At 74.7% G+C, this 15151-nt stretch carries 11 protein-coding genes and 1 riboswitch; of the genes, 7 read left to right on the forward strand and 4 right to left on the reverse strand.

Features of this window, described 5'->3' with window-relative positions; translation table 11 throughout:
• Positions 1-63: 63 nt before the first annotated feature.
• The 3 genes from ACYVI6_RS07370 to metX all read left to right on the forward strand — a co-directional run bounded on the left by ACYVI6_RS07370 (position 64) and on the right by metX (position 4216).
• Positions 64-1407, forward strand: a complete 1344-nt coding sequence (locus tag ACYVI6_RS07370; protein WP_460445750.1) for a DUF4192 family protein — start codon at positions 64-66, stop codon at positions 1405-1407.
• 56 nt (positions 1408-1463) lie between these two features.
• Positions 1464-1581, forward strand: a riboswitch (SAM riboswitch).
• A 182-nt stretch (positions 1582-1763) separates the two neighbouring features.
• Positions 1764-3080 (forward strand): bifunctional o-acetylhomoserine/o-acetylserine sulfhydrylase, encoded by a 1317-nt coding sequence (locus ACYVI6_RS07375; RefSeq protein WP_460445751.1) that lies wholly within the window; start codon positions 1764-1766, stop codon positions 3078-3080.
• The gene (gene metX, locus ACYVI6_RS07380) at positions 3080-4216 is read left to right on the forward strand and encodes a homoserine O-acetyltransferase MetX (RefSeq protein WP_460445752.1); all 1137 of its coding nucleotides are present in this window, start codon (positions 3080-3082) and stop codon (positions 4214-4216) included. The genes ACYVI6_RS07375 and metX overlap by 1 nt, the downstream gene beginning before the upstream one ends.
• Positions 4217-4258: 42 nt before the next feature.
• On the opposite strand, the gene ACYVI6_RS07385 is transcribed toward metX, so the two are convergent.
• The gene (locus tag ACYVI6_RS07385; protein ID WP_460445753.1) at positions 4259-6100 is read right to left on the reverse strand and encodes a glutamate--cysteine ligase; all 1842 of its coding nucleotides are present in this window, start codon (positions 6098-6100) and stop codon (positions 4259-4261) included.
• A gap of 293 nt (positions 6101-6393) precedes the next feature.
• Between ACYVI6_RS07385 and ACYVI6_RS07390 the strand changes: the two genes are divergently transcribed.
• The 3 genes from ACYVI6_RS07390 (at position 6394) to ACYVI6_RS07400 (ending at position 9322) form a co-directional block, all read left to right on the forward strand.
• Entirely contained in the window at positions 6394-6795 is a 402-nt protein-coding gene (locus ACYVI6_RS07390) for a universal stress protein (protein WP_460445754.1), read from the forward strand.
• 205 nt (positions 6796-7000) lie between these two features.
• Complete coding sequence (locus ACYVI6_RS07395) at positions 7001-8533, forward strand: RNA polymerase sigma factor (protein ID WP_460445755.1); 1533 nt, start codon at positions 7001-7003, stop codon at positions 8531-8533.
• A gap of 72 nt (positions 8534-8605) precedes the next feature.
• The gene (locus ACYVI6_RS07400) at positions 8606-9322 is read left to right on the forward strand and encodes a hypothetical protein (RefSeq protein WP_460445756.1); all 717 of its coding nucleotides are present in this window, start codon (positions 8606-8608) and stop codon (positions 9320-9322) included.
• Here ACYVI6_RS07400 and ACYVI6_RS07405 read toward each other — a convergent pair.
• Complete coding sequence (locus ACYVI6_RS07405) at positions 9309-9791, reverse strand: DUF456 domain-containing protein (protein ID WP_460445757.1); 483 nt, start codon at positions 9789-9791, stop codon at positions 9309-9311. The genes ACYVI6_RS07400 and ACYVI6_RS07405 overlap by 14 nt on opposite strands.
• Positions 9792-9861: 70 nt before the next feature.
• Positions 9862-10089, reverse strand: a complete 228-nt coding sequence (locus ACYVI6_RS07410; RefSeq protein ID WP_460445758.1) for a DUF7455 domain-containing protein — start codon at positions 10087-10089, stop codon at positions 9862-9864.
• A gap of 382 nt (positions 10090-10471) precedes the next feature.
• On the opposite strand from ACYVI6_RS07410, the gene ACYVI6_RS07415 reads away from it, so the two are divergent.
• The gene (locus tag ACYVI6_RS07415; RefSeq protein WP_460445759.1) at positions 10472-12610 is read left to right on the forward strand and encodes a DNA gyrase/topoisomerase IV subunit B; all 2139 of its coding nucleotides are present in this window, start codon (positions 10472-10474) and stop codon (positions 12608-12610) included.
• 49 nt (positions 12611-12659) lie between these two features.
• Here ACYVI6_RS07415 and ACYVI6_RS07420 read toward each other — a convergent pair whose 3' ends face one another.
• Positions 12660-15122 carry a DNA gyrase/topoisomerase IV subunit A gene (locus ACYVI6_RS07420; RefSeq protein WP_460445760.1) on the reverse strand — a complete coding sequence of 821 codons (2463 nt, stop codon included), beginning with the start codon at positions 15120-15122 and terminating at the stop codon, positions 12660-12662.
• Between the last annotated feature and the right edge of the window lie 29 nt (positions 15123-15151).

A 15151-nucleotide genomic window follows, 5' to 3' on the forward strand; every position in this document is an offset into this window, starting at 1 on the left:
GCGACGGTCCACAGCGGTCGTCGGACGCAGGCGTCGTGACCGGCCGGCGTCGACGCTCGCCGCATGCCTGGACGACGCGACGACCGACCCACCACCGACCCCGCCCACCCGACCGACCCGACCGACCCGACCGACCCGACCGATTCGCGCTCCTCGACCGGGGCCACGGACCCGCGTCGGACAGCGGCCGACCGGGCGGCCGAGGTGCCGGCGGCCACGGTGCGCCACCCGGTCGAGCTGGTCGCCGCCCTCCCGCACCTGCTGGGGTACGAGCCCCGACGCAGCGTGGTGCTGCTGTCGCTCACGCGCGGGGCGCCGACGCTCGGGCTGATGGCCCGCGCCGACCTGCCGCCGACCGGCACGGGGACGACGCGGGTGCGGTCCTGGGCGGCGGCGGTGACGGAGGCAGTGGTCGCAGCACGCCCCGCCGCGGTGGTGGTCGTCGTCCACGACGACCGGCCGCGGGCAGTGGGAGCCAGACCGCCACGCAGCGCCGAGCGCGACGCGGTCGTCGCGGCGCTGCACCCGGTGCCGGTCTGGACGTTCTACGTCCACGACGGCGCCGCCTGGACGGACCCACTGGCCGACACCGCAGCCGACGGCCTGCGCCCCGCCCGCCGCCACGACCTGTCGGACCACCGGCACAGCGAGCTCGTGCTGCACTTCGTGCTGCAGGGCCGCGCACCGGCTCCCGACCGGGCGGCCGCCCTCGCCGCGCTGCGGCCCGGGTCGCCGCTGACCGCCGCAGCCGTGCAGGTGGCCGCCGACCGTGCCCGGGCCGATGCGCTCCACGACTGGGCGGCCCGTCGCGGCCGCGGGGCTGCAGCGCGGCAGGCTGCGACCGTGCGGCTGTTCGACGAGATGGTCGTCGGGCAGGCGAACCGCTCCGAACCCCCCGAGCTCGCCGACGTCGGGCGGCTGCTCGTCGGGCTGGGGGACCGCGACGTGCGCGACGTCCTGCTCGACCGCTGGAGCGGCTGGCGCGCCGCGGTGGGCGACGCAGACGTGGACGACCTCGACGACGTCGACGACTCGGACGCCGACCACGCGGTGGACGAGGCCGCAGCGGCCCTGCGTCGCCTCGGCGGGCGCATGGTGCCGGTGGACCGCGCGGGCGAGGAGTCGCCGGCGAGTCGCCTCGTCGGCACGCCGGACGGCGTCGCCGCCGTCGGAGGTCTGCTGACCCGGCTCTGCACGCTCGCGCCGGACGCGCTCGCCGCGCCCGTCGCCACCATGCTGGCCGTGCACCACTGGACCCGTGGTGACGGCCCGCTGGCGGCGGTCGCCTGCGAGCGGGCCCTGGAGGTGGACGCCGGGTACCCGCTGGCGGTCCTGGTCGACGAGGCGCTGCGGACGGGCGTGGTGCCCCGGTGGGCCTCGGCGGTCGACGTGAGGTCCACCATGTGAGACGGCGGCGTCCAGAGCGTGGATCCGCGGCGGTGGTCTGGGGTACCTTCGGCCCAGGTCATGAGCGCCAGCGTCAAGCCCCGGCTCGCTGGCCGGCAACCCTCCACTCGCGGTGGGGTGCCCCGGGTGATGACCCGGCTGCTCCGTCACGGTGACGGACGGCAAGCGCGGGTCCGTCGTGCCGACGGACCCCAGAGATGGGAGTCCCCCGATGAGCTGTCGACGCGACCGCTGACGCAGGACCCGGTGACGGGCCGGACGACCGGCGCGTCCCGCTGCCGCGCCCCGCGGGGCGTGAGCAGGCACCCACCAGCACGCACGAGCACGCACCCACCAGCACGCACCGAGGAGCAGAGATGTCCGACGGTTGGTCCTTCGAGACGCGACAGATCCACGCCGGTCAGCAGCCGGACGCCGCCACCGGCGCCCGGTCGCTGCCCATCTACCAGACGACGTCCTACGTCTTCAAGGACGCCGAGCACGCCGCGAACCTGTTCGGGCTCAAGGAGTTCGGCAACATCTACACGCGCCTGATGAACCCCACGACCGACGTCGTGGAGCAGCGCGTGGCGAACCTCGAGGGCGGCGTGGGGGCCCTGCTGGTCGCCAGCGGTCAGTCGGCCGAGACGCTGGCGCTGCTGAACGTCGCGGAGGCCGGTGACCACGTGGTGGCCAGCCCCAGCCTCTACGGCGGCACGTACAACCTGCTGCACTACACGTTCCCCAAGCTGGGCGTGCAGGTCACCTTCGTCGACGACCCCGACGACCTCGAGTCGTGGCGTGCCGCGGTGCGGCCGAACACCAAGGCCTTCTTCGCCGAGACCATCTCGAACCCCAAGCAGGACGTGCTCGACATCGAGGGCGTCTCCGGTGTCGCGCACGACGCCGGCGTGCCGTTGATCGTCGACAACACGGTGGCCACGCCGTACCTCATCCGCCCGCTCGAGTGGGGCGCCGACGTCGTGGTGCACTCGGCGACCAAGTACCTCGGCGGCCACGGCAGCGCGATCGGCGGCGTGATCGTCGACGGCGGTCGCTTCGACTACACCGCCGAGCCGGATCGGTTCCCGGGGTTCAACCAGCCCGACCCGAGCTACCACGGTCTCGTCTACGGCCGCGACCTCGGCGTCGGCAGCCCGCTGGGGGCGAACCTCTCGTACATCCTCAAGGCGCGCGTGCAGCTGCTGCGCGACCTCGGACCGTCGATCTCGCCGTTCAACAGCTTCCTGCTCTCGCAGGGGATCGAGACGCTCAGCCTGCGCATCGAGCGGCACGTCGCCAACGCCGAGGCCGTCGCCACCTGGCTCGAGGGTCGCGACGAGGTCGAGCGGGTCGCGTACGCCGGCCTCGAGAGCAGCCCGTGGCGCGAGAACGCGCGCAAGTACGCGCCGCGCGGTGCGGGCGCGGTGCTGGCCTTCGAGATCGTCGGCGGTCTCGAGGCCGGGCAGCGCTTCGTGGAGGCGCTCGAGCTGCACAGCCACGTCGCGAACATCGGCGACGTGCGCAGCCTGGTGATCCACCCGGCGTCGACGACCCACAGCCAGCTCTCGCCCGAGGAGCAGGCCGCGAGCGGGGTCACCCCCGGCCTGGTGCGGCTGGCCGTGGGGTTGGAGCACCTCGACGACATCCTCGCCGACCTCGAGGCCGGCTTCCGGGCCGCCAAGGGCTCCTGATGACCGTGACCGGCCACTGGCGACCCGGCGACCCCGTGGGGCACCGCCGGTTCGCCGAGGTCGGCACGATCACCCTCGAGGCCAGGGGCGCGCTGCCCGACGTCACGGTCGCCTACGAGACGTGGGGCACGCTGAACGCGGCGGTCGACAACGCCGTGCTGGTGCTGCACGCGCTCACCGGTGACAGCCACGTGGCCGGACCGGCCGGGGACGGCCACCCGACGCCCGGGTGGTGGGACGGGCTCGTCGGCCCGGGCCGCGCGCTCGACACCGACCGCTGGTTCGTGGTGGCGCCGAACGTGCTCGGTGGCTGCCAGGGCACCACGGGTCCGTCGTCCGTCGCGCCCGACGGCCGGGCCTGGGGCTCGCGCTTCCCGTTCCTGACGGTGCGCGACCAGGTCGAGGCGGAGGTGCGCCTGGCCGACGCCCTGGGCATCGGCACGTGGGCGAGCGTCGTCGGCGGCTCGATGGGCGGCATGCGGGTGGTCGAGTGGGCCGTCACCCATCCCGACCGCGTCGCCAGCGCCCTCGTGCTGGCGTCGACGGCGGCGGCGAGCGCCGACCAGATCGCCTGGTGCGCGCCGCAGGTGGCGGCCATCCGCGCCGACCCCGCCTGGCAGGGCGGCGACTACCACGACCAGGACGGCCCCGGTCCCGTCACCGGGCTGGGCATCGCCCGTCGCATCGCGCACGCCACCTACCGCAGCGCCGACGAGCTCGACGCCCGATTCGGCCGCCGGGCCCAGGGCGACGAGCAGCCGCTCGGCGGCGGTGGCCGCTACGCGGTCGAGAGCTACCTCGACCACCACGCCGGCAAGCTGGCCCGCCGGTTCGACCCGGGTTCGTACCTGGTGCTCACGGAGGCCATGAGCTCGCACGACGTGGGCCGTGGCCGCGGCGGGCTGGACGCCGCCCTCGCGAGGGTGCGCGCCGACGTGGTGGTGGCGGCCGTCGACAGCGACCGGTTGTACCCGCCGCGGTTGTCGCAGCGGCTCTCCGCCGCCCTCCCGGGTGCGCCCGCCGTGCGCACCGTGCACTCCGACTACGGGCACGACGGGTTCCTCATCGAGACGCACCAGGTGGGTGCCCTCGCCCGCGAGGTGCTCGGCCGGCAGGCCGTGCGGCACCAGGCGTAGGCGACCCGAGAGGTCAGGTCACCCGAGACCGGCCGCGGGCTGTCAGCGCGAGCGGTCGGAGTCGACCCCGCCGGCCGGTGCCCGGAGGTCGGCGGCCTCGAGCCGGGCGCGCAGCCCGGGCCAGGTCTCGGCCAGCCCCGGGTGCAGGGGGCGTGCGGCGACCTCCGACAGCGGGGTCCACACCGCCGCGTCGGTCTCCGGGCTGGTGGGCGTCGCCGACGTCCCGGCGGGGGCCGCGACCAGCACGGTCGTGTACGACCAGGAGCCGTGGTCGACGACGACCGAGCCGAGGTCGGTCAGGCCCCGTGGGTCGAGGCCGACCTCCTCCGACGCCTCGCGCCGTGCGGCCTGACCGGTCGTCTCGATGCTGTCGCGCGCGCCGCCGGGCAGCCCCCAGGTGCCGCCCTGGTGCGTCCAGACGGCGCGCAGCTGCAGGAGCACCTCCGGCTCGCCGTCGGCCGGTCGCGCCACGAGCAGGCCGGCCGCGCCGTGCAGCCCCCAGTGCCGGTGACCGCAGGCGCAGTCGACCCACCCGTTGCCGTCGCCCGCGCGGCCTGCGGCCCGGTCCTCGCGCGCGGCGTCCGACGACCCCGGTGCGTCGGTCGGCGGGACGCGAGGGGCCTCGGGTGCGCCCGCCTCGGTGATGCGGTGCCCGTCCACGGCGCGCTGCGCAGCCCCGTCCGACGTGCCTGCGGACGCAGTCGATCGGGCCGGTGCCAGGCCGTCCGGTGCGGCGTCCGGGCGCACCCGCACGACGTCCACGACGCCCGGCCAGCCGGCTCGGGCGAAGGCGGCGCGCTGCCGCATCGCCCCGTTGCCGTCCCGCAGCCAGCGTGCGACGCCGGCCTGCGCGGTCTCGAGGTCACCGCAGGCCTCCAGGCCAGGTCGCGCCCCCTCGAGCAGGCCGTGCAGCAGGTCGATCGGCCCGGCGAGCCGGCCGGTGCGCGGGTCGACCAGGCGGTCCTCGAGGCCGTGGCGGGCCGCCCGCCACCCGGCCGCACGCAGCGCGTGCAGCGGCGTCCCCTGCCCGGGCACGGCACGGGTACCGCCCGCCGCGGCTGCGTCGACCGCGACGGACGCCGCGAGGCCGCGGACGAGCGCGACGAACGTCGCGAGGTCGTCGAGCGAGGGGAGCGCGTCGGCGACCCGCACCTCGACGGTGGGGTAGCGGGTGGCCAGGCGCAGGTCCCAGTAGACGAAGCTCGCGTCGTCGACCACGCCGGCGTCGACGAGCGAGGCCACCGCCTCGTGCCAGGCGGCGGCCGAACCGGTCGGCGGCGGGGGACCGGCCACCGGCCAGCGCTGCCAGTGCACCTGGCGGTACGACGCGAAGCCGGTGTCGGTGCCCAGCCAGTACGGCGAGTTCGCGGTCGCCGCCAGCAGCACCGGCAGCCAGGGGCGGATGCGCTCGACGACGGCGACGCGGGCCTCGTCGTCCACGTCCTCGACGCGCGTGCCCGGCGCGGCCACCGCCACGTGCACGTGCAGCCCCGCGATCAGCTGCTGGTCCACGAGCCCGGCGGCCCGCGCCCGCAGCGGCAGGTACCGCTCGTCGGGCGCCACCTGCTGCTCCTCGGCGGACCCGAGCGGCGGCGTCCCGCTGGCGAGCAGCTGCAGCCCGAGCCCTTCCGCGGCGCGCGCGGCCGCGGTCCGCAGCCGCGCGGCCCGGGCGACGACGTCCTCGACGTCGCGCGCCACGGAGGTCACGGTCTCGAGCTGCGAGAGCGTCAGCTCGGCCACCGCGCTGCCGTCGGCGGGGTCGAGGGCGACGTCGGCCAGCGCGGCCAGCACCTCGGGCCCGCGGCTGACCAGCCGGCCGGTGCCGGCGTCGGCGACGTGCAGCTCCTCCTCGACACCCAGCGTCGGTCCCGGGCTCGGGGACATCGGACCGCCTCTCGTGCGCCTGCCGGCGGCGGTCGTGCCCCCGGTCGCGCGGTCGTGGCGCCGCGCGGCGTCAGCCTACGGACCCGTGCCGCGGTCGCGGCCCCGGTGCACCGGTCCGTCTCGCCAGGCGGCACCGGCCGCGGCGACCTGACGACGGGTGGGCGGGCGCCCCGACGGTCCGCGGAGGGCGGACGTGCCGGGAGCGGGCCCGGCGGCCGCTGGTCCGGTACGGTCGGCTCGGCGGCCGACGGGCCGGCCGCCCGCTGTCCGCCGCCCGCGTCGAGGGAGCACAGATGTCGATCGTCGTGGGGTTCGTCCCGACCAACGAGGGACGCGCCGCGCTGCGCCGTGCCGCCGAGGAGGCGCAGCTGCGCTCGACCAGGCTGGTCGTCATCAACTCCAACCGCGGCGGCAAGGACCTGTCGCGCGAGGAGGCCGAGCGGTACGAGGCCGAGCTCGAGGAGGTCCAGGCCGAGCTGCGCAGCGCCGGCGTCGACCACGAGGTGCGCCAGCTGGTGCGCGGGCTGGAGCCCGCCGAGGACCTCATCGCGGTGGCGGAGGAGACCCGGGCCGACTTCATCGTGATCGGCCTGCGGCGCCGGACGCCCGTCGGCAAGCTGATCCTCGGGTCGAACGCCCAGCGCATCCTGCTCGACGCGCCGTGCCCCGTGCTGGCGGTCAAGGCCGACGCCTGACCGAGGGCGGCGCAGCCGTCCGCGGCGGTGTCGGGGCGGAGCGCCAGGCCCCGGCGCGCTACAATTGTGTGTCCGGCTCGCGCCGGGGGATCTCTCACGGTGCGCGGGCATGCCAAGGCGCTCTCGTGCGTTGTCCACATCGAGCCCTGCTGTGCCCGCACGCCAGCGCCGGTGCCCGTCCCGTACCAACGACGAAAGGGAGTCCGTGTCGTCGGTCCGCCCCGTCCAGCCCGCCGCGCGCACCTCGTTGCCCGCCGAGTTCAGCCACCCCGCCCTCCAGCAGCTGCTGCGCCAGGGCGCCACGAACGGCTCGGTCCCGGCCGCTGCCGTCCGTGACGCGCTCGAGCAGGCCCAGCTGCCCCTGCACCGCATGAAGGCCGTGCTCCGCGCCCTCGACGAGGAGCGCATCGCCGTCCGCGTCGAGGAGGAGACCCCGGCCCGCGCGGTCGCCGCCACCGCCACCCGCCGCGCGAGCACCACGGCGTCCGCGGCCAAGAAGACGGCGACGAAGACCGCCGCCAAGCCGGCTGCCAAGACGGTCGTCGCAGCCGTCGCCGTCGACGCCGTGGACGCCCCGGCCGAGGACGGCGTCGAGGCCGCACCGGCCAAGAAGGCCGCCCGCCCCGCGCGCAAGACCGCTGCGAAGAAGACGGCCGCCGCACCGGCCTCCGAGCCTGCCGAGGCCGACGGCCCCGAGGAGGTCGCCGAGGGCGCGGAGGCCCCCGAGGGTGCCGCCGCCGCTCCCGAGGGCGAGGCGGTCGAGGAGACCGGCTTCGTCATCACCGACGACGACGACGACGCGCCCGCGCAGCAGGTCGCCACCGCCGGCGCGACGGCCGACCCCGTCAAGGACTACCTGAAGCAGATCGGCAAGGTCGCGCTGCTCAACGCCGAACAGGAGGTCGAGCTCGCCAAGCGCATCGAGGCCGGCCTGTTCGCGGAGGAGAAGCTCAACTCCGGGTTGAAGATGGACAGCAAGCTCAAGCGCGAGCTGTGGTGGATCGCCCAGGACGGCAAGAAGGCCAAGAACCACCTCCTCGAGGCCAACCTGCGGCTCGTCGTCTCGCTGGCCAAGCGCTACACCGGTCGCGGCATGCTCTTCCTCGACCTGATCCAGGAGGGCAACCTCGGCCTCATCCGCGCGGTCGAGAAGTTCGACTACACCAAGGGCTACAAGTTCTCCACCTACGCCACCTGGTGGATCCGGCAGGCCATCACGCGGGCCATGGCCGACCAGGCCCGCACCATCCGCATCCCCGTCCACATGGTCGAGGTCATCAACAAGCTCGCCCGGGTGCAGCGGCAGATGCTGCAGGACCTCGGCCGCGAGCCCACTCCGGAGGAGCTCGCCAAGGAGCTCGACATGACCCCGGAGAAGGTCGTCGAGGTGCAGAAGTACGGCCGCGAGCCCATCTCGCTGCACACCCCCCTGGGTGAGGACGGCGACAGCGAGTTCGGCGACCTCATCGAGGACTCCGAGGCGGTCGTGCCGGCCGAGGCGGTCAGCTTCACGCTGCTGCAGGAGCAGCTGCACTCGGTGCTCGACACGCTGTCCGAGCGTGAGGCGGGCGTGGTGTCGATGCGCTTCGGCCTCACCGACGGCCAGGCCAAGACGCTCGACGAGATCGGCAAGGTCTACGGGGTCACCCGCGAGCGGATCCGGCAGATCGAGTCCAAGACGATGAGCAAGCTGCGCCACCCGTCGCGCTCGCAGGTGCTGCGCGACTACCTCGACTGAGTCGAGCAGCGACCGCGACGGCCCGGCCCCCCGACGGGGACCGGGCCGTCGGCGCGTCCGGGTGACGACGGCGTGGCGGCGCTCGACCGTCACGCCAGCTCCGCCGACAGCGAGGGCGTGCTGTCCTGTGCCGTCCTCGCGCTCGTGGGGCTCGCCGGCGCCGTCGTCGTGCGGTGGACCAGGCGGCCGGTCGACGGACTCGGCCGGCGACGTCCCTTCCTCGCGGTCTCCGTGGGGCTGAGCCTGGCGCTGGCGGTCGGGGGCACGGTGCCCGTGCTGCAGCACCACCGCCTCGAGACGCGCCTGTCGGCCGTCGCGTCGGCGCTGGTGGGAGCGCCGTCCGAGGTGCGGTGCCAGTCGCTGGGGCGCCAGCTGGCCGACCTCGGCAGCGACCTGGGGTCCGTCCGCTCCGGACCGGACGGCGTGCCGGAGCGCCGCACGTTCGTCGAGCGCGACCCGTGCCGGGAGCTGGCGGCCTACCTCGGCGGCGACCGCAGCCGGCCGACGCGGGACCAGGTGGTCGCGGTGCACGTGCTCACCCACGAGACGCGGCACGTGGCGGGGGTGACCACCGAGAACGCGGCCGAGTGCGGCGCCGTGCAGCGCGACGCGGTCACCGCGCGGCTGCTCGGCGCCACGGCGGAGCAGGCCGTCGCACTGGCTCGCAGCCACTGGACGACCACGTACCCGCGGATGCCCGACGCCTACCGCGACGGCGGCTGCGCGCCGGGGGGCACGCTGGACGAGCACCTGGCCGCGGCGCCCTGGACGCCGGTCAGCGGACGATGAGCCCGACGGCCCAGGTGGTCGCCATCAGCAGCCCGGTGGCCAGCTCGATGACGATGCTCCAGCCCACCGCCTTCAGCGCCTGGCGGGTCGACGGCCAGGCGGCGGCGTGGGAGCCGAGCCGGGCCAGCTCGGCCAGGTAGACGCCGAGGACGAACCCCAGCAGCAGCCCCACGACCGGCACGACGAAGAACCCCACGACGCCGAGCGCGACGCCGGCCAGCGTCGTCCACCAGGGCACCCCGGCGTCCTTCAGTCGCCGCCCGGGGAGCACGTACTTGACCACCTGGCCCACGGCGAAGAGCGCGGCACCGACGCCGAGGACGACCCAGCCGACGGCGTCCCCCTGCTCGATCGCCCAGATCAGCAGTGCCGCGAGCACGAGCACGAGCCCGGGCAGCACGGGGACCACGACGCCGACCAGGCCGATCAGGATCACGACGCCGACGAGGACGTCGACCGCGCCCGTCACACCGACCCCGTGCAGACGCGAACGGGCCCCGGCAGGTCGCCGGGGCCCGTTCGGGGGTCGTGCTGCGAGCTCAGCGGTCGCCCTCGGCGGCGTTCGCCGGCGTGGGCTGCAGCTTCTCGCTCTCGTCGTGGATCTGCGCCGAGGCACCGGACAGCGCGGCCGCGTGCTCGCGTCCGTGGTGCGCGCAGAACAGCAGCTCACCGCCGCTGGCGAGCGTGACGCGGACGTACGCCTGGGCCCCGCAGCGGTCGCAGCGGTCGGCAGCGGTCAGGTGGCTGGGGGCGAGGGTGGCGTTCATGACACCTTCCTTCTCTTCGTCTGCGGCGTCCCCGGTCAGTCCGGGGGGCCGCTTCACCGTGTTCGACCTGTCCAACAGTCAAGCACCTCGCGGCGTTCCCCGAAGGGACGTGCCCGCCGATCGGCTGTGAGCGAAATCCGTACCTGGTGCCATGAGCAGTGCGTTCATCATGCACGGCCATCATGCGTGCTGACGCACCGGCCGGCGATCCGGCCCGCGTGTCGTCTCGCACCTGCATCGGTTCGCGGGCCCGTGCACCTGAGCCGAGCGGGCCGACCCGTCGCAACCGGATCGGCGCGGGTCCCGGCGTCATCGGTGGCGCCGGTTAGCCTGGACGGGCCGGTGCACCACCCCCCTCGTCCAGGCCAGGAGACGCACGCACGTGACCGCGACGCCCTCGACCCGCCCCCGCCGACCGGCAGCAGAGGGCGACTACACCGCTCGGCACCTGTCGGTGCTCGAGGGCCTCGAGGCCGTGCGCAAGCGGCCCGGCATGTACATCGGGTCCACCGACGGTCGCGGCCTCATGCACTGCCTGTGGGAGATCATCGACAACTCGGTCGACGAGGCCCTGGCCGAGCAGGCCGGCCGCATCGAGGTCACGCTGCACGCCGACGGCTCGGTCGAGGTCCACGACGACGGCCGCGGCATCCCGGTCGACGTCGAGCCCAAGACGGGGCTCAGCGGCGTCGAGGTCGTCTTCACCAAGCTGCACGCCGGCGGCAAGTTCGGCGGCGGGTCGTACGCGGCGTCCGGTGGGCTGCACGGCGTCGGGGCGAGCGTCGTCAACGCGCTGTCGTCCCGCCTCGACGTGCACGTCGAGCGCGGCGGCAGGGTGCACTCGATGAGCTTCCGCCGCGGTGAGCCGGGCGTGTTCGACGACCCCGTCGCCGGCCCGTCGCCCGACGCGCCCTTCCGGCCGTTCGTCGACGGCTCCGAGCTGCTGGTCACCGGGCGGACGAAGCGCGGGGTCACCGGCACCCGGATCCGCTACTGGGCCGACCGTCAGGTGTTCCTGCGCGAGGCGGCGTTCGCCTACGACGAGCTGGTCACCCGCGCCCGGCAGACGTCGTACCTGGTGCCGGGGCTGCGGCTCGTCGTGCGCGACGAGCGCGGTGTCGCCGGCACCCCGGGCGAGCACGGCCCGCACGAGGAGGTGTTCGTCCACGACGGCGGCATCGGCGAGTACGTGGAGTTCCTCGCCACCGACCCGGCCGTGACGGACGTCTGGCGGCTGCAGGGCACCGGGCACTTCCGCGAGACCGTCCCGGTGCTCGACGCGCAGGGGCACATGTCGCCGACGGAGGTCGAGCGCGAGTGCACGGTCGACGTCGCGCTGCGCTGGGGCACCGGCTACGACACGCAGCTGCGCTCGTTCGTGAACATCATCGCCACGCCCAAGGGCGGCACGCACGTCGCCGGGTTCGAGGCGGCCCTGCTGAAGACGTTCCGCAAGCAGGTCGAGGCGAACGCCCGACGGCTCAAGGCGGGCAACGACAAGCTGGAGAAGGACGACGTGATGGCGGGCCTGACCGCCGTCGCCACGGTGCGGCTGGCCGAGCCGCAGTTCGAGGGGCAGACCAAGGAGGTGCTCGGCACCAACGCGGTGCGGGGCATCGTGGCACGCGTCGTCGAGCAGCAGCTGACGGCGGCGCTCACCTCCCCGCGCAAGGGCGACAAGCAGCAGGCGGCGATGCTGCTCGACAAGGTCGTCGCCGAGATGAAGTCGCGGATCAGCGCCCGCGTCCACAAGGAGACGCAGCGGCGCAAGAACGCGCTCGAGACCTCGTCGCTGCCGGCCAAGCTCGCCGACTGCCGCTCGCAGGACGTCGAGCGCAGCGAGCTGTTCATCGTCGAGGGCGACAGCGCCCTGGGCACCGCCAAGCTGGCGCGCTCGTCGGACCACCAGGCGCTGCTGCCCATCCGCGGCAAGATCCTGAACGTCCAGAAGGCGTCGATCGCCGACATGCTGAAGAACGCCGAGTGCGCGTCGATCATCCAGGTGATCGGTGCCGGCTCGGGGCGGTCGTTCGACCTGGAGGCCGCGCGGTACGGCCGGGTGGTGCTGATGACCGACGCCGACGTCGACGGCGCGCACATCCGCACGCTGCTGCTCACGCTGTTCTTCCGCTACATGCGCCCCCTGGTCGACGCCGGCCGGGTGTTCGCCGCCGTGCCGCCGCTGCACCGGCTCGAGGTGGTCAACCAGCGCGGCAAGAACGACTACGTCTACACCTACTCCGACGCCGAGCTGCGCAGCACCCTGAAGGACCTGGCCAAGCGCAACAAGCGCATCAAGGAGCCGATCCAGCGCTACAAGGGCCTCGGCGAGATGGACGCCGACCAGCTGGCCGAGACCACGATGGACCCGCGGCACCGCACCCTGCGCCGGGTCACCGTGCCCGACGCCGAGGCGGCCGAGCGCGTGTTCGAGCTGCTCATGGGCTCCGAGGTCGGGCCGCGCAAGGACTTCATCGTCGAGGGCGCCGACGCCCTCGACCGCGACCGCATCGACGCCTGACCTCGGGCACGGTCGCCGCCGGGGACGTCGACCGGCCGACCGGCCGCTGCTAGCGCTGGCCCGCCGGGCCGGCCACGGCGGAGATCGGCGCGGCGACGGGGGTGCCCGAGCCGTCGCGGCGGCCGTCGACCTCGGGCAGGTCGACCGGGCTGCCGCTGCCGCTGCTGGCCCGCGCCGGGGTGGGGCCGGCCCAGCCGAGCAGCAGCACGTCCTCGCCGCGCACGAACCGGTGGCAGCGCACGCCGCCGGTGCCGCGGCCCTTGGCCGGGTACTCGCTGAACGGCGTCACCTTGACGCTGCCGGCCTCGGTGCCCGGCAGCGCGGACGACGCGCCGGCCACCGTGACGACCACCGGGTCGCCGGCGGCGGGGTCGACGGCGCCGAACCAGATCGCCCGGTCGCCGGCGCCGAGCCGCACGCCGGCCATGCCACCGGCCGGTCGGCCCTGCGGCCGGACGCCGGACGCCGCGAAGTGCAGCAGCTGCGCCTGGGCGGTCACGAACACCAGCTCCTCGTCGCCGGTGACCAGCTCGACGGCGCCGACGACCTCGTCGTCGTCGCGCAGGCCGACGACCTCCCACGCCTCGCCCTTCGGCACGTCGGGCACCACGCGCTTCACCACGCCCTGGGCGGTGCCGAGCGCGAGGCCCGCCCCGCCCTGGCCCGGCCCGCGCAGCGAGGTCAGCGCGAGCACCCGCTCGCCCGCCGGCAGGTCGACGACCACCCCGAGCGGCGCGCCGCCGGACAGGCCGGGCGGGCCGGACGTCGGCGGCAGCTCGGGCAGCTCGAGCACCGACTGGCGCAGCACCCGGCCGCGCGAGGTCACCAGGCCCACCTCGCCGCGGGCGGTCGCGACCACCGACGACACCACCGCGTCGTGCGCGTGCCGCTCGCCCTCGGCGGGCAGCGGCTCGGCGTCGCCGGTGCGAGCCAGCAGGCCGGTCGACGACAGCAGCACCCAGCACGGGTCGTCGCGCACCTCGAGCGGGGTGGCGGTCGCCGGCGTGCCGGCGGAGGCGAGCAGCACCGTGCGCCGCGGCGTGCCGTGGGACTTCGCGACGTCCGACAGCTCGTCCGACACCACGGCCCGCAGCACGGCCTCGTCGCCCAGGATCCGCTGCAGCTCCTCGATGAGCCGGGCCAGCTCGTCGCGCTCCTTCTCCAGCTCGATCCGGCTAAACCGGGTGAGCCGCCGCAGCCGCAGCTCGAGGATGTACTCGGCCTGCGGGGTCGACAGGTCGAACACCTGCTCCAGCCGCTCGCGCGCCGCACCGGCGTCGTCGCTGGTGCGGATGATCTGGATGACCTCGTCGATGTCGAGGATCGCGACGAGCAGGCCCTCGACGAGGTGCAGCCGGTCGAGGTGGCCCTGCAGCCGGTGCTGGCTGCGCCGGCGCACGACGTCGATGCGGAAGTCCACGTAGACCTGTAGCAGCTCGCGCAGGCCGAGCGTGCGCGGCTGGCCGTCGACCAGTGCGACGTTGTTGATGCCGAACGAGTCCTCCATCGGGGTCAGCCGGTAGAGCTGCTCGAGCACGGCGTCGGGGTTGAAGCCGTTCTTGACCTCGACGACCAGCCGCAGGCCGTGCTCGCGGTCGGTGAGGTCGACGACGTCCGAGATGCCCTGCAGCTTCTTCGACTGCACGAGCGTCTTGATCTTCTCGATGACCTTCTCCGGGCCGACCGTGTACGGCAGCTCGGTGACCACGATGCCCTTGCGGCGGGCCGTGACGTCCTCGATGCGGGCGGTCGCCCGGGTGCGGAAGGTGCCGCGGCCGGTCTCGTACGCCTCGCGCACGCCGTCGAGCCCGACGATGCGCCCGCCGGTCGGCAGGTCGGGGCCGGGCACGAAGCGCATCAGGTCGTCGAGCGTGGCCTGCGGGTGCGCGATCAGGTGCCGCGCGGCGGCGATCACCTCGACCAGGTTGTGCGGCGCCATGTTCGTGGCCATGCCGACGGCGATGCCGCTGGCGCCGTTCACCAGCAGGTTCGGGAAGGCGGCCGGCAGCACGTCGGGCTGCTGCAGCTGGTCGTCGTAGTTGGGGACGAACTCGACGGTCTCCTCGTCGAGCGAGCCGGTCATCAGCAGCGCGGACGCCGCCATCCGGGCCTCGGTGTACCGCATGGCCGCGGGGCCGTCGTCCGGCGAGCCGAAGTTGCCGTGCCCGTCGACGAGCGGCAGCCGCAGCGAGAACGGCTGGGCCATGCGCACCAGGGCGTCGTAGATCGCCGTGTCGCCGTGCGGGTGGTACTTGCCCATGACCTCGCCGACGACCCGCGAGCTCTTCACGTGGCCGCGGTCGGGTCGCAGGCCCATCTCCGACATCGAGAACAGGATCCGGCGCTGCACGGGCTTCAGGCCGTCGCGGGCGTCGGGGAGCGCGCGCGAGTAGATGACGGAGTACGCGTACTCGAGGAACGAGCCGTGCATCTCCGTCTGGACGTCGACGTCGACGATCCGCTCGGTGTACTCCTCGGGCGGCGGGGGCGTGCTCGACGTGCGACGGGCCATGCGCGCCATCATCGCCCACCGCGGGGGTC

Source organism: Angustibacter aerolatus (genome assembly GCF_054776675.1).